Origin of the sequence: Agrobacterium sp. LAD9, from assembly GCF_003031125.1 — a bacterium.
Classification (GTDB): Bacteria; Pseudomonadota; Alphaproteobacteria; order Rhizobiales; family Rhizobiaceae; genus Agrobacterium; species Agrobacterium radiobacter.
In genome coordinates this window covers 123,915-141,386 of the sequence record NZ_PHGS01000027.1, presented here as the reverse complement: position 1 = coordinate 141,386, position 17,472 = coordinate 123,915, and the positions used below count along the sequence as shown (strand labels likewise).

The 17,472-nt window shown below is 59.4% G+C and carries 20 protein-coding genes; 16 read left to right on the top strand and 4 right to left on the bottom strand.

Features of this window, described 5'->3' with window-relative positions; genetic code table 11:
• Window positions 1-234 precede the first annotated feature (234 nt).
• Complete coding sequence (locus tag DA915_RS25325; RefSeq protein WP_107677664.1) at window positions 235-1,479, top strand: cytochrome-c peroxidase; 1,245 nt, start codon at window positions 235-237, stop codon at window positions 1,477-1,479.
• On the opposite strand, the gene leuB is transcribed toward DA915_RS25325, so the two are convergent.
• The 3 genes from leuB to DA915_RS25310 form a co-directional block, all read right to left on the bottom strand.
• Window positions 1,460-2,572 carry a 3-isopropylmalate dehydrogenase gene (gene leuB, locus DA915_RS25320; RefSeq protein ID WP_107677657.1) on the bottom strand — a complete coding sequence of 371 codons (1,113 nt, stop codon included), beginning with the start codon at window positions 2,570-2,572 and terminating at the stop codon, window positions 1,460-1,462. The two genes, DA915_RS25325 and leuB, sit on opposite strands and share 20 nt — an antisense overlap.
• 223 nt (window positions 2,573-2,795) lie before the next feature.
• Window positions 2,796-3,401: a 3-isopropylmalate dehydratase small subunit gene (gene leuD / locus DA915_RS25315; protein WP_003505261.1), complete on the bottom strand. Its 606-nt coding sequence runs from the start codon at window positions 3,399-3,401 to the stop codon at window positions 2,796-2,798.
• A 164-nt stretch (window positions 3,402-3,565) separates the two neighbouring features.
• A complete protein-coding gene (locus tag DA915_RS25310) occupies window positions 3,566-3,796 on the bottom strand; it encodes a hypothetical protein (protein WP_003505260.1) in 231 nt (76 codons plus the stop codon).
• 110 nt (window positions 3,797-3,906) lie between these two features.
• Here DA915_RS25310 and DA915_RS25305 point away from each other — a divergent pair, with 110 nt between their 5' ends.
• Both DA915_RS25305 and DA915_RS25300 read left to right on the top strand, forming a co-directional pair.
• On the top strand, window positions 3,907-4,818 hold the full coding sequence (locus tag DA915_RS25305) for a CoA ester lyase (protein WP_175281110.1): 912 nt from the start codon (window positions 3,907-3,909) through the stop codon (window positions 4,816-4,818).
• Window positions 4,815-5,021: a DUF1737 domain-containing protein gene (locus DA915_RS25300; protein WP_003505258.1), complete on the top strand. Its 207-nt coding sequence runs from the start codon at window positions 4,815-4,817 to the stop codon at window positions 5,019-5,021. Before DA915_RS25305 ends, DA915_RS25300 begins: the two co-directional genes overlap by 4 nt.
• Before the next feature lie 19 nt (window positions 5,022-5,040).
• Here DA915_RS25300 and DA915_RS25295 read toward each other — a convergent pair whose 3' ends face one another.
• Window positions 5,041-5,481: a metallopeptidase family protein gene (locus DA915_RS25295; protein ID WP_003505257.1), complete on the bottom strand. Its 441-nt coding sequence runs from the start codon at window positions 5,479-5,481 to the stop codon at window positions 5,041-5,043.
• Between the two features lie 332 nt (window positions 5,482-5,813).
• On the opposite strand from DA915_RS25295, the gene rplU reads away from it, so the two are divergent.
• From rplU to DA915_RS25230, 13 genes are all read left to right on the top strand, one after another.
• Complete coding sequence (gene rplU, locus DA915_RS25290; protein ID WP_003492690.1) at window positions 5,814-6,128, top strand: 50S ribosomal protein L21; 315 nt, start codon at window positions 5,814-5,816, stop codon at window positions 6,126-6,128.
• A gap of 40 nt (window positions 6,129-6,168) precedes the next feature.
• Window positions 6,169-6,438 carry a 50S ribosomal protein L27 gene (gene rpmA, locus DA915_RS25285; protein ID WP_003492686.1) on the top strand — a complete coding sequence of 90 codons (270 nt, stop codon included), beginning with the start codon at window positions 6,169-6,171 and terminating at the stop codon, window positions 6,436-6,438.
• A 131-nt stretch (window positions 6,439-6,569) separates the two neighbouring features.
• Window positions 6,570-7,202, top strand: a complete 633-nt coding sequence (locus DA915_RS25280) for a GNAT family N-acetyltransferase (RefSeq protein ID WP_003505256.1) — start codon at window positions 6,570-6,572, stop codon at window positions 7,200-7,202.
• The gene (locus tag DA915_RS25275) at window positions 7,199-7,789 is read left to right on the top strand and encodes a GNAT family N-acetyltransferase (RefSeq protein ID WP_060727343.1); all 591 of its coding nucleotides are present in this window, start codon (window positions 7,199-7,201) and stop codon (window positions 7,787-7,789) included. Before DA915_RS25280 ends, DA915_RS25275 begins: the two co-directional genes overlap by 4 nt.
• A gap of 169 nt (window positions 7,790-7,958) precedes the next feature.
• Window positions 7,959-9,029, top strand: a complete 1,071-nt coding sequence (obgE, locus tag DA915_RS25270) for a GTPase ObgE (protein ID WP_065695302.1) — start codon at window positions 7,959-7,961, stop codon at window positions 9,027-9,029.
• Complete coding sequence (proB, locus tag DA915_RS25265; protein ID WP_107677656.1) at window positions 9,026-10,195, top strand: glutamate 5-kinase; 1,170 nt, start codon at window positions 9,026-9,028, stop codon at window positions 10,193-10,195. Before obgE ends, proB begins: the two co-directional genes overlap by 4 nt.
• Window positions 10,188-11,474 carry a glutamate-5-semialdehyde dehydrogenase gene (locus DA915_RS25260; RefSeq protein ID WP_192886659.1) on the top strand — a complete coding sequence of 429 codons (1,287 nt, stop codon included), beginning with the start codon at window positions 10,188-10,190 and terminating at the stop codon, window positions 11,472-11,474. Before proB ends, DA915_RS25260 begins: the two co-directional genes overlap by 8 nt.
• 42 nt (window positions 11,475-11,516) lie before the next feature.
• Complete coding sequence (locus DA915_RS25255) at window positions 11,517-12,101, top strand: nicotinate-nucleotide adenylyltransferase (protein WP_107677655.1); 585 nt, start codon at window positions 11,517-11,519, stop codon at window positions 12,099-12,101.
• A 69-nt stretch (window positions 12,102-12,170) separates the two neighbouring features.
• Window positions 12,171-12,659 carry a ribosome silencing factor gene (gene rsfS / locus DA915_RS25250; RefSeq protein ID WP_003505248.1) on the top strand — a complete coding sequence of 163 codons (489 nt, stop codon included), beginning with the start codon at window positions 12,171-12,173 and terminating at the stop codon, window positions 12,657-12,659.
• Between the two features lie 159 nt (window positions 12,660-12,818).
• Complete coding sequence (rlmH, locus tag DA915_RS25245; protein ID WP_107677654.1) at window positions 12,819-13,301, top strand: 23S rRNA (pseudouridine(1915)-N(3))-methyltransferase RlmH; 483 nt, start codon at window positions 12,819-12,821, stop codon at window positions 13,299-13,301.
• Window positions 13,302-13,460: 159 nt separating this feature from the next.
• Window positions 13,461-14,858 carry a murein hydrolase activator EnvC gene (locus DA915_RS25240; RefSeq protein ID WP_107677653.1) on the top strand — a complete coding sequence of 466 codons (1,398 nt, stop codon included), beginning with the start codon at window positions 13,461-13,463 and terminating at the stop codon, window positions 14,856-14,858.
• Entirely contained in the window at window positions 14,848-16,176 is a 1,329-nt protein-coding gene (locus DA915_RS25235) for a S41 family peptidase (protein ID WP_003505242.1), read from the top strand. Before DA915_RS25240 ends, DA915_RS25235 begins: the two co-directional genes overlap by 11 nt.
• Before the next feature lie 61 nt (window positions 16,177-16,237).
• Window positions 16,238-17,437, top strand: coding sequence for a divergent polysaccharide deacetylase family protein (locus DA915_RS25230; RefSeq protein WP_107677652.1), 1,200 nt, complete (start codon window positions 16,238-16,240; stop codon window positions 17,435-17,437).
• Window positions 17,438-17,472 lie beyond the last annotated feature (35 nt).

Below are 17,472 nucleotides of genomic sequence, written 5' to 3'. Positions count from 1 at the left end.
GAGGCGGTTGACTGTTAACGGCTTTGGTCCGTGGGACCTGCGGCAAAGTGGAGCAAGCTGCGAAAGTTTGTAGGCTTGGATAACGGGAAAGTGCTATAGATCATTTTATAGGGCATGGAAGAGCGGAGTTGTCTGCCGTGATCTATGTTCGGTGAAGCGCAGCCGGACCGAAAGCCGCTTCATATTTCCCGGTCCGAACCTGCCCTCGCGCATTCATATCGAGCGTGCCTACCGATGATGAAACCCGGATTTTTTGTCTCTGCCGCTCTCGCTGCGACCATTTTGCTGGCCCCTTTGGGCACCGACGGCACGGCCGCCCACGGCGGTGAAGATTACGCAACGCTGGAAAAGCTCGGTGCGGCGCTGTTCGACGATCCCAACCTTTCGATGAACCGCACCATGGCCTGTTCCACCTGCCATATGCAGGTGGCCGGTTTTTCCGATGCGCGGGAGAGCGAAAAGGTCGGGCGGGACGTCTCTCTCGGCGACGATGGGATTTCGCTGGGCGACCGCAACGCGCCGACTGCAGCTTATGCCCGCTTCACGCCGCCTTTCGGCAGGAATGCGGCGGGCGAGTATGTCGGCGGGCAATTCTGGGATGGCCGCGCCTCTCTGCTCGAAGATCAGGCGGGCGGTCCGCCGCTTAATCCCCTCGAAATGGGCATGCCGGACAAGACCTCGGTCGTCAAACGGCTCCGGGAAAACCCGGATTATGTCGCGGCTTTCGGCACGCAGTTCGGCAAGGATGTTTTTGAGAGCGACGACACTGCCTATGCCGCGATGACGAAGGCGCTGGCGAGCTTCGAGCGCTCCGATGAATTTTCCACCTTCGATTCCAAATATGACCGTTTCCTGCGCGGCGAGGAGAAGCTGACCGATCAGGAAGAGCTGGGTCGGGTCCTGATCTCCTCGACGCAATTTACCAATTGCAATACCTGCCACGAAATCCGCGGCGCCAAGGGCCTGGAAGACGGCCTCTTCACCAACCACAAATATTTCAACATCGGCGTTCCCGCCAATACATCGGTTCGGGCCGTGAACGGCTCCAAGCCGGGCGCGGTCGATCTGGGGCTGGCGCAAAATCCTGAAGTTGCCGGCGATGCCGCCCAGCGCGGCAAATTCAAGGTGCCGACGCTGCGCAATGTCGCCGTCACCGGTCCTTACATGCACAACGGCGTATTTAGGGATTTGCGTACGGTGGTGCTGTTTTATGTGAAATATAAAAGCAAGAAGCCCAGCCGCCAGATCAATCCGGAAACCGGCAAGACGTGGGATGCGCCGGAAGTGCCTGAAAATATCGCCATGACGGAACTGACATCCGCGCCGGCGCTGGACGACAAGCGTGTGGACGCCATTGTCGCATTTCTGAAGACGCTGACTGACAAAAGATATGAGCATCTTCTGCCAAAGGAAGATGGGCAGGTGAACGTGCCGCCTGCCCAACCGGTTTCGTCAGGCGTTACGCCGAAAGCGCCTTGAATTCGGCGAGAACCGCATCGCCCATTTCGGAGGTGCCGACCTGACGGCTGCCCTCGGCCATGATGTCGGCGGTGCGGATGCCCTTGTCGAGCACGTTTGCGATTGCGGTTTCGAGCTTTGTCGCCTCATCCACCATGTTGAACGAGTAGCGAAGGCACATGGCGAAGGACGCGATCATGGCGATGGGGTTGGCGATGCCCTTGCCGGCAATATCAGGGGCCGAACCGTGGACCGGCTCATACATGGCCTTGCGCTTGCCGGTCTTGGCGTCAGGTGCGCCGAGAGAGGCCGAGGGCAGCATGCCGAGCGAGCCGGTGAGCATGGCGGCGACGTCGGAGAGCATGTCGCCGAAGAGGTTGTCGGTGACGATCACGTCAAACTGCTTGGGCTTGCGCACCAGCTGCATGCCGCCGGCATCGGCCAGCATATGTTCCAGCTGAACATCCCTAAACTTGGCGGCGTGGGTTTCGGTGACGACCTGGTTCCACAAAACGCCTGATTTCATGACGTTGCGCTTTTCCATCGAGCAGACGCGGTTGTCACGGGTGCGGGCCAGTTCGAAAGCGACGCTGGCGATGCGCTCGATTTCGAACGTATCGTAGATCTGCGTGTCGATGCCGCGCTTCTGGCCGTTGCCGAGATCGATGATCTGCTTCGGTTCGCCGAAATAAACGCCGCCCGTCAGTTCACGGACGATGAGGATATCGAGACCTTCGACCAGCTCCGGCTTCAGCGAGGAAGCAGCGGCGAGCGCCGGATAGCAGATGGCGGGACGCAGATTTGCGAAAAGTTCGAGATCCTTGCGCAGGCGCAGCAGGCCGGCTTCCGGGCGGTGCTCGTAGGGCACGCCATCCCATTTCGGGCCGCCGACGGCGCCGAACAGGATCGCATCGGCGGCAAGCGCCTTTTCCATATCCGCATCGGAAATAGCCACGCCATGGGCGTCATAGGCAGAGCCGCCGACGAGGCCTTCCGAGACAGTGAAGCCGGCATTGTGCGCGCTGTTCATATAATCGATCAGCTTGCGGACCTCGGCCATGGCTTCGGGGCCGATACCGTCACCGGGCAGCAGGAAAAGCGAACGGACTGTCATGAGAACCCTCCTTGGGCGGCGCGCCGGAAAACATCACGAAGGGTTTTCGGTTGCGGCGAGCGCGGCGTCAAACTCGTTTCCGTCCTGCAGATGCAAAGTCTTATCGCAACCGGACGGGATCGTGGGCTTCTTATCTCTGCCTCAACGGCTTTTCAAGCAAAGCAAAAGCCGATCCGGTACGGTTTGGTACGGGATCGGCTTTTTTTGAAGAGCGGAAATGTCGTCAGGCCCAGGGGCGGACCGAGGCGTTCGCCTTTTCGAACGTGTCGATGGCGCTGGAATGTTCGAGCGTCAGGCCGATATCATCAAGCCCGTTCAGCATGCAGTGACGCTTGAACTCATCGATCTCGAAGGTAATCGTGCCGCCATCGGGGCCGCTGATTTCCTGGCGTTCCAGATCAATCGACAGAACGGCGTTCGATCCGCGCGACGCATCGTCCAGCAGCTTTTCGAGGTTCTCGGGGCTGACGACGACAGGCAGAATGCCGTTCTTGAAACAGTTATTGTAGAAGATGTCGGCGAAGCTGGTGGAGATCACGCAGCGGATGCCGAAATCGAGAAGCGCCCATGGCGCATGTTCGCGTGAGGAGCCGCAACCGAAATTGTCGCCGGCGACAAGGATCTGGGCGTTCTGATAAGCGGGTTTGTTCAGCACGAAATCCGGATTGGGCGAGCCATCCTCAAGATAACGCGACTCGGCAAAGAGGCCCTTGCCAAGGCCGGTGCGCTTGATGGTCTTCAGATAGTCTTTCGGAATGATCATATCGGTGTCGATATTGACCACCGGCATGGGCGCGGCAACGCCCGTCAGCTTGGTGAATTTTTCCATCTGTCGCTTCCCGTGTTTCCCTTGAACATAATCCGGCGCGGACAGGCCTGCCGGATATTTTCAGCCGGGAAATACCGCAAAATTAAGCGCTTTAGAAGCGCAAACCCGCGTTCTTCGGTACGCCGTGTGTGGCGCGCTGGCATTTTTGCCGATTTGAGACGATCTCAGAGATCGATAATCGTGCCCTTACCGTCGTTCCAGACGCGCATATCACGCTGGTTACGGGGCTTGACCGGAATAGGGGCCGGCTTCAAACGCGCAGAAAGCAGGCGGGCAGCGCTGAGAACCGCGAGCACGCCGACAAAAGCGACCGTAAGCGACGCAGTGAAAAGGGCGACTATCGCCAGAACTGCAATGCCGGATGCGGCGATGAAAAACGAACGTATGCCTTGCATGATCCAAACCTTTCTATCCAGACGAATGTGGGCCTTCTTCTTCCGGCTTGCAAGAGGATTCAGTGGATTGTCAGCTTGCAGATGTCACAAAAGCTTGACACAAGTGCGGCATGGTCGATTTTTCCGAAAATATTCTTGTGAGACCGCGCCGTTCGCTGCTGTCAGTTCCGGCCATTAATGTCCGGGCGCTGGAAAAAATCCGCGATCTCGATTGTGACGGGGTGATCCTCGATCTGGAGGATTCCGTCGCGCCCGATATGAAGGGCAAGGCGCGGGACAATCTGGAAAAGCTGTTTTTGGGGCAGCCTTTTAGCGGGCAGGAAACCGTTATCCGCATCAATCCGCTCTCGACGCCAGATGGAAAGGCGGATTTGCAGCTCGTGCTTTCCTGCCGGCCGGATGCGGTTCTTTTGCCGAAGGTGGAACAGCCGGCCGATATCAATGATGTGGCCGATCTTCTGGCTGAGGCGGATGCGCCGGAGCGCCTGAAAATCTGGGCGATGATCGAAACGCCGCTTGGTGTGCTGAATGCCGCCTCGATTGCTGACGCGGCCCATACGCCGGATGCGCGGCTTGCGGCTTTTGTCATCGGGCTCAACGACCTGCGCAAGGAAACGCGGGTTCCGGCCCTCCCCGGACGCACCTATCTCGTACCGTGGATGACGCAGGTGGTGCTTGCCGCCCGCGCCTACGGGCTCGACGTCATCGACAGCGTCTCGAACGACTTTCGCGATATAGCCGCTTTCGAAGCCGAATGTGAGCAGGGTCGCGCCATGGGGTTCGATGGCAAGATGTTGATCCACCCGGCCCAGATCGAGCCGGCCAACGGGCGCTTCGCGCCGGACGAGGCGGCGGTCGCGGAAGCGCGCGAGATCATTGCCGCTTTCGCAAAACCGGAATCTGTGGAATTGAACGTCATCAACATGAACGGTCGCATGATCGAGCGGCTGCATGTGGTTGAGGCCGAAAGGCTGGTCGCCATGGCCGATATCATCGCACAAAGAAAGGCAAACAGGACGTGAAGGTCTATCGTTTCATAACCGGTCCCGACGACGCGAAATTCTGTCACCGGGTGACCGAGGCGCTGAACAAGGGTTGGGAACTCGCGGGTTCACCGAGCTATGCCTTCAACGCCGCAAGCGGCGTCATGCATTGCGGCCAGGCCGTGACCAAGGTGGTCGAGGGCAAGGAGTACCATCCGGACATGAAGCTCGGCGAGCAGTGAGCGGCGCTAGCCGCCCCGATCAGCGATCGGCGGCGGCCTCGTCTGCGCTTTCTTCGATCCGTTCCATGTCGTCATCCGACAGGCCGAAATGATGGCCGATTTCATGGATCAGGACATGGGTGATGATATCGCCCAGCGTCTCCTCATTTTCGGCCCAGTAGTCGAGAATGGGGCGGCGATAAAGCGTGATGCGGTTCACCATCTCGCCCGTTTCCATGGTGAAACGTTCGGAGATGCCGCGTCCTTCGAATAATCCGAGAAGGTCGAAAGGCGTTTCGAGAGCCATGTCCTCGAACACGTCATCGGTCGGAAAATCGGCGATCTCGATGATGAGATCCTTCGTTAGTGCGCGAAATTCTTCCGGCAGGTGGCCATATGCCTCGATCGCAAGCGACTCGAAGGCGGAAATTGTCGGCGCATGGCGGTCCCGCCAATCGTCGGTCTGGTCTATGCGGGCCATTTCTGCTCCTTGTTGGAAGGCCCATATAAACACTTGCTGGGCAAATTTCGAGACCTGACTGCTTCACCCGCCGAAAAAGCATGAAATTCTTGGCGTTACAGTTACTTTTCGGGCCGTCGTCATCTTGACATAAACTGGCGTCTCGCGTAATCGGCACCCAAATTGATGGCGTAATGCGCCTTCCGTTTATTCCGCCCCTTAAAAGGCGGCTTCACCGGCAGACATTCAAAGGGGCATTCTGTTCCCAAGGGTTTCTACCAAATTCCGACTGATAAAAAGACGGCCAGCTTGCATTTGCGAGCAGAGCCGGAACGAACATGAAAGGATAAAAAATGTTCGCAGTCATCAAGACCGGCGGTAAGCAGTACCGCGTAGCGGCCGACGCCGTGCTGACCATCGAAAAGCTGGAAGCAGAGGCAGGCGCAACTGTAGAATTCACCGAAGTTCTCGTTGTTGGCGAAGGCGCCGACGCCAAGTTCGGTGCTCCCTTTGTCAAGGGCGCCATCGTCAAGGCTGAAGTTGTCGAGCACAATCGCGGCAAGAAGGTCATCGCCTTCAAGAAGCGTCGTCGTCAGAACTCCAAGCGTTCGCGCGGCCATCGTCAGCATCACACTGTCGTCCGCATCACGGACATCGTTGCTGCCTGATCGGCGCGACACGGGAAACAAGGTTTAAAGGAGAACTCCAATGGCACACAAAAAAGCTGGCGGTTCCTCGCGTAACGGTCGCGATTCCGAATCCAAGCGCCTTGGCGTAAAGAAGTTCGGCGGCGAAGCTGTCATTCCAGGCAACATTATTCTGCGTCAGCGCGGCACGCAGTGGCATCCGGGCGCCAATGTTGGCATCGGCAAGGACCACACGATTTTCGCACTGACCGCAGGTAACGTGAACTTCCGTACGAAGGCCAACGGCCGCGTATTCGTATCCGTGGCTCCGAAAGCGGAAGCCGCAGAATAAGCCGGTAAGCGTCATATGCAGCCGGTGTCCCATCGACCCGGCTGAGACGTATCAGGTTCAGTCAAGAAAACAGGGGAGATGGGGCACCACCCAACTCCCCTTTTTCTTTAACCTCATGGAGGGACTGAACCATGCAAGCTGAATTGTTGAGGGTTGACCAATCACGGTCACCCGAAGAGCGGCCGCGGCCCGATCGGTCGAGGAGCGATTGCCCCGTTTTACTGTCGCAGAGGCTGGTTTTACGCAAACCTCACGAAGAAGACATCGACGCCCTTGCCCATCTTGCCAACAATGCCAATATCGCGACCATGGTGTCGCGTATGCCGCACCCTTACACGGCCAAAGACGCCGCGGATTTTGTGCGACGCTCCAAAGCTGGCGAGATTGGCAAGTGCGTCTATGCGATTACCCGCATGGACAATGGCGAGTTTCTGGGCTGCTGCGCGCTCGAACCCCAGGAAGACGAAAAGACGCTGGAAATCGGTTACTGGCTGGGGGAACCCTACTGGAACCGGGGCTACATGACGGAAGCCGCGCATGCGCTGATCGACATGGCCTTCCGCACGCGTGAAATCGACCAGATCGATGCCCGTTGCCGGGTCACCAACATCGCTTCGCGCCGCGTCATCCAGAAGTGCGGTTTCCAGTTTCAGGGTTCCGGCATGGTCGGTTCGCTGGCGCTCGGCGGCATGGTGCCGGTCGAATGGTACCGGCTGGACCGCAAGACCTGGGTTTCGCTGAAGAGCTGGGGGGACATGGGATGAGTGCGCTCGAACTGACCCGCCGCCGGGCTGCTACGTCAGTGGCGCCGCCCGGCCCCTGCCCCGTCATCGAGACGCGGCGTCTGGTGCTGCGGCCGCAGCGGCTTTCCGATGCCGGCAGCATTGCGGAATCGCTTGGCGATTTTGCTGTGACGAGGATGCTCGCTCGTGTTCCGGCGCCCTATCATAAGCAGGATGCGCTGGAATGGTTGGTCCTGCGCACCTCAGGCACCCTGCCCGACTGGGATTTTGCCATTACCAGTGGCGACGATACCCTGATCGGTGTCGTCTCGGTGGAATTGCGGCACGGCGAGTGGCATCTCGGCTACTGGCTCAACCGCTTCTACTGGGGCAAGGGTTACATGACCGAGGCGGTGGCTGGCGTGGTCGAGCGGTTCTTCCGCCGCATGCCGGGCGTGACCCTTCATTCCGGCGTGTTTGCGGATAATCCCGCTTCGCTGCGGGTGCAGGAAAAACTCGGCTTCCGGGTGACCGGCTGCCACCAGATTTACGCCACGGCGCGCGCCGCCATGGTGGCGCATATCGACACGATGATCACGGCTGAGGATTTTATCCGGCCGCATCGCTGACAATCAAAACAAGGCCGGTTTGCACCAAACCGGCCTTGTCTCGCACAGGGGCTTCCCGCACGATAGTCTTTGACCTTGTGAAGAAGCGCTTGTATTCGAAACGACGATATTTTTGTTTGGCGCAACGCGATTGGCGGCTGTGCCCGCAAACCGATAGAACGGCAGTCCGATGAAATTTCTCGATGAAGCAAAAGTCTATATCAAGTCCGGTGATGGCGGCGCAGGCGCGGTGTCTTTCCGGCGCGAAAAATTCATCGAATTTGGTGGTCCTGACGGTGGTGATGGCGGACGTGGCGGCGATGTCTGGATTGAGGTCGTCAACGGTCTCAACACGCTGATCGACTTCCGTTTTCAGCAGCATTTCAAGGCCTCGATCGGGCAGCACGGCATGGGCAAGACCCGCAACGGCGCCAAGGGCGCGGATGTGGTGCTGAAGGTGCCTGTTGGTACCCAGATATTTGAGGAAGACAATGAGACGCTGATCATCGACCTCACCAAGGAAGGCCAGCGCTTTCGTCTTGCCGCCGGCGGTAATGGCGGTTTCGGCAATGCCTATTTCAAGTCTTCGACCAATCAGGCGCCCACCCATGCCAATCCGGGTCTTGCAGGCGAAGAAAAGACGGTCTGGCTTCGCCTGAAGCTGATCGCCGATGCCGGTCTTGTTGGATTGCCGAATGCGGGTAAATCCACATTCCTCGCGACCGTGACCCGCGCGCGGCCGAAGATCGCCAACTATCCCTTTACCACCCTCCATCCGAACCTCGGCGTGGCGACCATCGACGGACGCGAATTCGTGCTGGCCGATATTCCCGGCCTCATCGAAGGCGCGCATGAGGGCGTGGGCATTGGTGACCGCTTCCTCGGCCATGTGGAGCGCACTCGCGTGCTTCTGCATCTGGTTTCCGCACAGGAAGAAAAGGTCGGCAAGGCCTATAAGACTGTCAAGGCCGAGCTGGACGCCTATGGTGGCGGGCTGACCGACAAGCCGGAAATCGTGGCGCTGTCACAGATCGACGTGCTCGATGAAAAAGAACTGAAAAAGAAGGCGAAGGAACTGGAAAAGGCCTGCGGCCGTCCGCCGCTTCTTCTGTCTGCCGCCGCGCATATCGGCATGACGGAAGCGCTGCGCGCCCTTCGCGACATCATCGTTTCGGCAAGCGAGGGCGGGGAGACTGCCCTGCCCGACAGGTCCATGCCGCATGAGGATAGCGAGGCCGAAGAAGAGGACGACCGCCTATGAGCCTGACGCGCAAGCCGCTGGCGAGCCACCACCGGATCGTGATCAAGATCGGGTCGGCGCTTCTGGTGGACCGAAAGACCGGTCTGAAGAAAGACTGGCTGGATGCCATCTGCGAGGATATCGCTACGCTGAAGAAAAACGGCGCGGATGTGCAGGTCGTCTCTTCGGGTGCCATCGCGCTTGGGCGTACCGTGCTTGGCCTGCCTTCTGGTGCATTGAAGCTGGAGGAAAGCCAGGCGGCGGCGGCGGTTGGTCAGATCGCGCTGGCGCGGGCATGGTCGGAAAGCCTGTCGCGGCATGAAATCGTTGCAGGCCAGATTCTGCTGACGCTGTCCGATACCGAGGAGCGTCGCCGTTATCTCAATGCGCGCGCCACCATCAACCAGTTGCTGAAGATCGGCGCTATCCCGATCATCAATGAAAACGATACGGTTGCGACCACCGAAATCCGTTATGGCGACAATGACCGTCTGGCAGCGCGTGTGGCGACCATGACGGGTGCCGATCTTCTGGTGCTGCTTTCGGATATTGACGGACTTTATACGGCTCCGCCGCATCTCGATCCGGACGCGAAATTCCTTGAGACGATCGCTGATATCACCCCCGAGATCGAAGCCATGGCAGGTGGTGCGGCCTCCGAGCTGTCGCGCGGTGGCATGCGCACCAAGATCGATGCGGGCAAGATTGCAACTGCTGCCGGTTGCGGCATGATCATTGCGTCAGGCAAAACGCTCAATCCGCTGAAGGCTATCGAAAACGGCGCGCGCTCCTCGTGGTTTGCACCATCAGGCACGCCGGTGACGGCACGCAAGACCTGGATTGCCGGGCAATTGCAGCCGGCCGGTGAAATCCATGTGGATGCCGGCGCGGAAAAGGCGCTCTATGCCGGAAAAAGCCTGCTTCCCGCGGGTGTGCGACTGGTGAAGGGCAATTTCGGCCGTGGTGATGCAATCGCCATTATCGGTGCGGAAGGCCGGGAAGTCGCTCGTGGTCTTGCGGGCTACGATGCGGAGGAGGCGCGCCTTATCATCGGTCACAAGTCCAACGAGATCGAGGCGATCCTCGGTTATGTCGGGCGCGCGGCCATGATCCATCGCGACGATCTCGTGATGACCGGCGCCGCCGTCAAAGTTAAACATGCAAAGAAGGATGAGGTCCATGCCTGAACAGGCCGTGAAGCAGAGCCATGACATCGATGCGCTGATGATCACCATCGGCGCTCAGGCGAAAGCTGCTTCACGACCGTTGTCCATCGCCGGCACGGACCAGAAGAACCGCGCGCTGCTCGCCATGGCCTCCGCCATCGAGGCGTCGAAGGAGGCGATCCTTGCCGCCAACAGGAAGGATCTGACCGCAGCCGAGAGCGCCGGTCTTGCTGCTTCTTTCGTTGACAGGCTTACGCTCAACGATGCTCGCATCGCCGGTATTGCCGAAGGTATTCGCTCGGTTGCGGCGCTGTCCGATCCGGTCGCCGAAGTCATTGCCGCCTGGGATCGCCCCAACGGGTTGAAGATCGAGCGCGTGCGTACGCCGCTTGGCGTCATCGGCGTGATCTACGAAAGCCGCCCGAATGTTACGGCGGACGCCGGTGCTTTGTGCCTCAAGGCGGGCAATGCCGTCATCCTGCGCGGCGGCTCGGATTCGCAACATTCATCGCGTGCTATTCATGCCTGCCTCGTGGAGGGGCTGAAGATTGCCGGTCTTCCCGAGCATGCCATTCAGCTGGTGCCGGTGACCGACCGTGCGGCCGTCGGCGCGCTTCTCAGCGGCCTGAACGGCACTGTTGATGTCATCGTGCCGCGCGGCGGCAAGAGCCTCGTGGCTAGGGTGCAGTCGGAAGCCCGCGTGCCGGTCTTTGCGCATCTGGAAGGCATCTGCCACATCTATGTCGACAAATCCGCCGATCTCGACATGGCAAAACGTATCGTCGTCAACGCCAAGATGAGACGCACCGGCATTTGCGGTGCGGCTGAGACGTTGCTGGTGGATGCCGCTGCCGTTTCCACGCATCTCGAGCCGCTCGTCAAAGCCTTGATCGAAGCTGGCTGCGAAGTGCGCGGTTCGCAAGCCGTTCGCGATGTGGTGGCGGGTCTGGTGCCGGCAACGGAAGAGGACTGGCGCACCGAATATCTTGATGCGATCATTTCGGTCGCCGTGGTGGATGGCATTTCCGGTGCGATAGAGCATATCGGCACCTATTCGTCCAACCATACCGAGGCGGTGATCGCCGAGGACCCTGATGTGGTCGAGCGGTTCTTCAATGAACTCGATTCGGCTATTCTGCTGCACAATGCCTCGACGCAATTTGCCGATGGCGGCGAATTCGGCATGGGTGCGGAAATTGGCATCGCCACCGGCAAGATGCATGCGCGGGGTCCCGTTGGCGTCGAGCAGCTCACCTCGTTCAAATACCGGGTGCATGGCACCGGCCAGACACGGACCTGATATTTGCCCGCTGATAAGCGCCTCGACAGACGTTATCTCACCATGCCGCATGTGGAACGCGGCATGGTCGTCGGGCTTTTCGGCGGCTCCTTCAATCCCCCCCATGCAGGCCATGCGCTTGTGGCCGAGATTGCGCTGCGCAGGCTGGGTCTCGATCAGCTCTGGTGGATCGTCACGCCGGGCAACCCGCTGAAAAGCCGTTCGGAGCTGGCGTCCCTGGAAGATCGCATCGCGGCCTGCGAAAAGCTGGTCCACGATCCACGCATCAAGGTGACGGCTTTCGAGAAAACGCTGGGGATGAGCTATACGGCCAATACACTCGCGAAGGTGAAGGCAAAAAATCCGCATGTCCGCTTCATCTGGGTCATGGGTGCCGACAATTTGAAGAGTTTTCACCATTGGCAGAAATGGCGCACCATAGCCGAGACTTTTCCAATCGCGGTGATCGATCGACCGGGTTCGACCCTGTCCTACCTCTCCTCCACCATGGCGCAGGCCTTCAGCCAGGCGCGGATAGATGAGGACGATGCCGGGGTTCTGTGGAAAAAACGCGCTCCCTCCTGGGTTTTCATTCACGGACCGCGTTCTACGCTCAGTTCCACGGCGCTGCGCAACGGCCGTAAATGACAGCTCCGATCACAAATGATGTATGCGGCTGATGTTGAAGTGCCCATATCTTGAAAAGTTAATGCTTTGATGCCACCTTCATTGTGTGACGCAGAGAATCGCGTCGCGCAGTGCCTGTTTTGTCATTCTTGGAAAGGAAAACCTCTGACAACAGTACACGCCAAGGGAAAAGCATTTGTTGCTATCCCGAAGGGTCAGGACAGTGGCGCCGATGCCGCCGGCCATGCCCTCGAAACCGTCCTCGCGAGCCTCGAGGACTCCAAGGCTGAAGATATCGTCTCTCTCAACATTGCCGGAAAATCGGCGCTTGCGGACTACATGGTTGTGGTCTCCGGGCGATCGAACAGGCATGTCTCGGCGATTTGCGAGCATCTTCTGAAAGACATGAAGGATGAAGGGTTCGGAAACGCCCGCGTCGAAGGTCTCGAGACCGGAGACTGGGTGCTGATCGATACCGGCGACATCATCGTTCATGTGTTCCGCCCGGAAATCCGCGCCTTCTACAACATTGAAAAAATGTGGGCGACGCCGGATATGCCGGAAGAGACGCTGCATTGATGCGGTGAGCCTTTGAGCGAGTGCATCGTTTCTGCCGAAGATCATATCTGACTTCGGAAACGGTGCCTCTGGCCGGAAATCAGACCGGCCGCATAGGAATCCGCAGGCTATGCTGTTAAGAGCGGGACCCTGTTGGGTCACGACGAATGCAGGTTTGCGATGCGGATTTCAATTTTTGCGGTGGGACGGCTGAAATCCGGCCCAGAAAAGGATCTTGCGGCCCGTTATATCGAGCGTCTGGCAAAGACCGGCCCGGCGATCGGGCTGGAGTTTTCGCGGGTGATCGAGGTGGGCGAAAGCCGTGCTTCCAATGCGGAGACCCGCAAACGCGAAGAAGCCGCGATGCTGGAGAAACATCTGGCCGACGGCGCTGTCCTCGTCCTGTTGGACGAGCGCGGGAAGGCACTTGATAGTCCCGCCTTTGCTTCATTTTTTGGTGATCTGCGTGATAGCGGCAAACGTGACCTTGTGATCGCCATAGGCGGGGCAGACGGGCTTGACCCCGCGCTTTACGACAGGGCGACGGCCGTTCTCAATCTCGGCAAGCTGACATGGCCGCATCAGATCGTTCGTATCCTGATTGCCGAGCAGCTTTACCGGGCTGTCACGATCCTCTCCGGCCATCCCTATCACCGCGTCTGAACGGGTTTCCTTTCGGGGAATTGTCTCAATTTCAACATGAAGCTCCGCGACACCGCTGGCTGCGGGCGACTTTGGCGGCGGCCTTTCTCAGGCCTCTTGGAAGATCGCGGCAAAATCCCTAATATCGGCGCTCCTGCTTCGGCATCAAAGAAAGCTCAAATGGACACCACGCCTCAACGAAAACGGCACGCTGCCCTTGCGGGCGCGGTTATTGCTGCTTTCGTCATGGGGGGCGGTCCGACCCATTCGCGTGACGATGCGGGCGCTGCCCCGGCGGCAACCGATGCTTCCTCGCCGGATGCGCTGCAGACGCTGGAGAAGCGCCGCGACCAGAACCGGCAGGATCTGGAGGAGCTGGTCGACAGCATCGGCCTTTCGGAAGACAAGACAAGGACGCTCGAAGAAAGCATCGCCTCCCTCAACCAGGACAGCGCGCGCATTCGCGAGGAACTGATCGCATCGGCTGCCCGGCGCAAGGCGCTGGAAGCCAAGATCAGCGACGGCGAGGATCGCCTGGCCAAGCTTTCGGTCCGTGAGGATGGCGTCAAGGCATCATTGCGGGAAAGACGCGGCGTGCTGGCGGAGGTTCTGGCCGCATTGCAGCGCATGGGCAGAAACCCGCCACCGGCTCTCCTCGTTTCACCTGAAGATGCACTGGCTTCCGTTCGCAGTGCCATTCTTCTCGGCGCCGTCGTGCCCGGCATTCGCGGTGAAACCGACAAGCTCGTCGCCGCTCTCAAAGAATTGACCGACGTCAGGCAGGCAATCGCTCGCGAAAAGGGTGATCTTACGGGTATGATGACGGCAAGTCTGGAAGAGGAAAAACGCCTCGACCTCCTGATTGCCGAAAATGACCGCAAGAATTCCCAGACGGCGGCCGAACTGGAGGCGGAACGCAAGCGATCTGAAGAGCTTGCGAGCAAGGCGACGAGCCTTGAGGGGCTGGTCAGTTCGCTCGAAGGCGAGATTACCTCGGTGCGGGAAGCGATGGAAAAGGCGCGGGCGGAAGAGCAGCGTCTTGCTCGTCTTTCGGAGGCGGAACGCGAGAAGGAACGCGCCGCGGCCGAGGCGGGAATGCCCGATAAAAACCGCATTGCGCCCGCATATCCCTTCGCGAGTTTGAAGGGAAAGCTGGAGTTGCCGGTGACCGGCGAGGTGCTGCGGCGCTTCGGCGATTCGGACGGAACGGGCCACTTTTCCAAGGGAATTGTTGTCGCGAGCGGACCGGAAGCCATCGTGACGGCGCCTGCAGACGGCTTCGTGGTGTTTGCCGGAGATTTTCGCAGTTACGGCCGGATGATCATCCTCAATACGGGTAACGGATATCATGTGGTGATGACGGGCATGGACAATGTGAGGACGCGGCAGGGAATGTTTGTGTTCTCCGGAGAGCCTATCGCCTCCATGGGTGCAAAAAGAGTAGCGAGTGCAGCAGCATTGGCGCTGGAAACCGACAGGCCAACGCTCTACATTGAGTTCAGGAAAGATGGTGTACCGGTTGATTCCCAACCGTGGTGGACCGCAAAAAATACCGGAAGGGCGCACAATGATTCGTAAGGTTTCGCTTCTCCTTATCGGTGGGCTTATGGGCGCCACGGCGATGAGCGTGATTTATTCGGCGAGCATGCCGGCACAGGCGGCCGGGCCTTCGACCTATAAGGAACTGTCGATTTTTGGCGACGTGTTCGAGCGCGTGCGCGCACAATATGTGACGCCGCCGGATGACGAGAAGCTGGTGGAAAATGCCATTAACGGCATGCTCAGCTCGCTCGATCCGCATTCGAGCTTCATGAATGCCAAGGATGCCAACGACATGCGCACCCAGACCAAGGGTGAATTCGGCGGTCTCGGCATCGAAGTGACCATGGAGAACGAGCTGGTCAAGGTCATCACGCCGATCGACGACACGCCGGCTTCCCGCGCAGGCATTCTCGCAGGCGACTTCATTTCAGAAATTGACGGTACGCCGGTTCGCGGCCTGAAGCTGGAACAGGCGGTCGAAAAGATGCGCGGCGCGGTCAAGACGCCGATCAAGCTGACGATCATCCGCCAGGGCGCTGACAAGCCGCTTGAATTCACCGTCATGCGCGATGTCATTGCCGTGCGGGCCGTCAAGTCCCGCGTCGAGGGTGACAATGTCGGTTATCTGCGCGTCATCTCCTTTACCGAGAAGACCTATGATGATCTCGAAAAGGCGATCAAGAAGATCAAGGCTGATGTGCCTGCCGACAAGCTGAAGGGTTATGTGCTCGATCTGCGCCTCAACCCGGGTGGTCTGCTTGATCAGGCGATCAACGTTTCCGACGCCTTCCTTGAGCGCGGTGAGGTCGTTTCGACCCGTGGCCGCAATCCCGACGAGACCCGCCGCTTCAACGCGACGGCCGGTGATCTGACCGATGGCAAGCCGGTAATCGTGCTCGTCAACGGCGGTTCGGCTTCGGCTTCGGAAATCGTTGCCGGTGCCCTGCAGGATCTGCGTCGTGCGACCGTCGTCGGCACGCGCTCCTTCGGCAAGGGCTCGGTCCAGACGATCATTCCGCTCGGCGAGGCCGGTGCGTTGCGTCTGACCACGGCACTTTATTACACGCCGTCGGGCAAATCGATCCAGGGCACGGGCATTACGCCTGACATCAAGGTTGAGCAGCCTTTGCCGCCGGAATTGCAGGGTCGCGTCACGACCGAAGGCGAATCCAGCCTGACCGGCCATATCAAGGGCCAGAGCGAAACGGACGAAGGTTCTGGTTCCTCCGCCTACGTGCCGCCGGAAGCAAAGGACGACATCCAGCTCAACTACGCGCTGGACCTGTTGCGCGGCGCCAAGACGGATCCGTCTTTCCCGCCGAACCCGGACAAGGCTGTGGTCAACAAGCAGTAAGATAGTGCGCCGGTCAGCCGGCGCATTGTCTCTATTGCCCAACCGTTGGACGGATCGTTCATTGCCTTCGGACCTGCGAAAACCGCTTCTAGGTCGTCAGAAAAAAAGCGCCGGTATTAACCGGCGCTTTTCCGTCATTATGGCTCTGTCGGTGCTTGCGGTTTTTTCGATTGGCGGCCTCTCCGTCTATACGGCGCTTTCGCCCGGCAACTTGCAGAAGACGGCGAGCGGGCCGGATGCACAGCTTCAGCTTGCCGACAAGACACCTGAAACCGCACTGGCCGAGGTAACGGCTCCCGGTGATGCTGCCGTTCTGCAGCCGCAAAGCGGGCGCTCCGGCGCCAATATCAATCGCGAGACAATGCCTGATGGCAATGTCGTATCGGTGTACTCCCCCCGCCCGCGCGAGGGTGACGGGCCGGTGCTGATGAGCGGCCAGACCTATGGTCAGGATCCGCGCATGGCGACGCGGCCCAATGAGGAGCTGCTGGAAGAAACCGCATTCGGCAGATTGCCGGTCGTTGGCGCGGACGGTTTGCGGCCGATGGAGCAATATGCACGGCCCTGGTCGGGCGCACGGGGCACACGGGTGGCGATCGTGGTCGGCGGGCTGGGTCTCAGCCAGACGGGGTCGCAAAAAGCGATCCGAGACCTGCCGCCGGAGGTCACGCTTGGTTTTGCCGCCAGCGGCAACAGCCTGCAACGCTGGATGCAGGAAGCGCGCCGGCAAGGACATGAAATTCTTCTACAGATACCGCTGGAACCCTTCGGTTATCCGGGTACTAATCCCGGTCCGGACACGCTGCTGGCGGGTGACCCTGCCAAGGTCAATATCGACCGGCTGCATCGCTCCATGACAAAAATCACCAATTACACCGGCATCATGAATTATCTCGGCGGGCGCTTTCTTGCCGAGCAGGCGGCCTTGGAGCCTGTCATGCGCGACGTCGGCAAGCGTGGCCTGCTGTTTCTGGATGATGGCTCCTCGGCGCAGTCGCTGAGCGGGGGGATCGCGAAGGCTATTTCCGCGCCGCAGGGCTTTGCCGATGTTCTGCTCGACGGTGACGTCACCGAAGCTTCCATTCTGCGCAAGCTGGACGAGCTGGAGCGGATTGCGCGCCGTAACGGCCAGGCGATCGGCGTTGCGTCGGCCTTCGATGAAAGCGTTGCGGCGATATCGAAATGGTCGCGTGAGGCCGGCGGGCGCGGTATTGAGATCGTCGGTGTTTCCGCGCTTGTTTCCGGGCAGGCGGGGCAGTAAACCTTGCCTGCGACCATTTCCGGCGTTGAGACAGT

What these genes read in the sequence shown, in the direction of transcription:
- obgE (WP_065695302.1), top strand. Translation starts at nt 7,959, where the DNA reads ATGAAATTTCTCGATGAAGCAAAAGTCTATATCAAGTCCGGTGATGGC.
- DA915_RS25295 (WP_003505257.1), bottom strand. Translation starts at nt 5,481, where the DNA reads ATGGCCCGCATAGACCAGACCGACGATTGGCGGGACCGCCATGCGCCG.
- DA915_RS25275 (WP_060727343.1), top strand. Translation starts at nt 7,199, where the DNA reads ATGAGTGCGCTCGAACTGACCCGCCGCCGGGCTGCTACGTCAGTGGCG.
- rlmH (WP_107677654.1), top strand. Translation starts at nt 12,819, where the DNA reads ATGCGGATTTCAATTTTTGCGGTGGGACGGCTGAAATCCGGCCCAGAA.
- DA915_RS25255 (WP_107677655.1), top strand. Translation starts at nt 11,517, where the DNA reads ATGCCGCATGTGGAACGCGGCATGGTCGTCGGGCTTTTCGGCGGCTCC.
- DA915_RS25240 (WP_107677653.1), top strand. Translation starts at nt 13,461, where the DNA reads ATGGACACCACGCCTCAACGAAAACGGCACGCTGCCCTTGCGGGCGCG.
- rplU (WP_003492690.1), top strand. Translation starts at nt 5,814, where the DNA reads ATGTTCGCAGTCATCAAGACCGGCGGTAAGCAGTACCGCGTAGCGGCC.
- rpmA (WP_003492686.1), top strand. Translation starts at nt 6,169, where the DNA reads ATGGCACACAAAAAAGCTGGCGGTTCCTCGCGTAACGGTCGCGATTCC.
- proB (WP_107677656.1), top strand. Translation starts at nt 9,026, where the DNA reads ATGAGCCTGACGCGCAAGCCGCTGGCGAGCCACCACCGGATCGTGATC.
- leuB (WP_107677657.1), bottom strand. Translation starts at nt 2,572, where the DNA reads ATGACAGTCCGTTCGCTTTTCCTGCTGCCCGGTGACGGTATCGGCCCC.
- DA915_RS25280 (WP_003505256.1), top strand. Translation starts at nt 6,570, where the DNA reads ATGCAAGCTGAATTGTTGAGGGTTGACCAATCACGGTCACCCGAAGAG.
- DA915_RS25325 (WP_107677664.1), top strand. Translation starts at nt 235, where the DNA reads ATGATGAAACCCGGATTTTTTGTCTCTGCCGCTCTCGCTGCGACCATT.
- rsfS (WP_003505248.1), top strand. Translation starts at nt 12,171, where the DNA reads ATGCCACCTTCATTGTGTGACGCAGAGAATCGCGTCGCGCAGTGCCTG.
- leuD (WP_003505261.1), bottom strand. Translation starts at nt 3,401, where the DNA reads ATGGAAAAATTCACCAAGCTGACGGGCGTTGCCGCGCCCATGCCGGTG.
- DA915_RS25260 (WP_192886659.1), top strand. Translation starts at nt 10,188, where the DNA reads ATGCCTGAACAGGCCGTGAAGCAGAGCCATGACATCGATGCGCTGATG.
- DA915_RS25310 (WP_003505260.1), bottom strand. Translation starts at nt 3,796, where the DNA reads ATGCAAGGCATACGTTCGTTTTTCATCGCCGCATCCGGCATTGCAGTT.
- DA915_RS25235 (WP_003505242.1), top strand. Translation starts at nt 14,848, where the DNA reads ATGATTCGTAAGGTTTCGCTTCTCCTTATCGGTGGGCTTATGGGCGCC.
- DA915_RS25305 (WP_175281110.1), top strand. Translation starts at nt 3,907, where the DNA reads ATGGTCGATTTTTCCGAAAATATTCTTGTGAGACCGCGCCGTTCGCTG.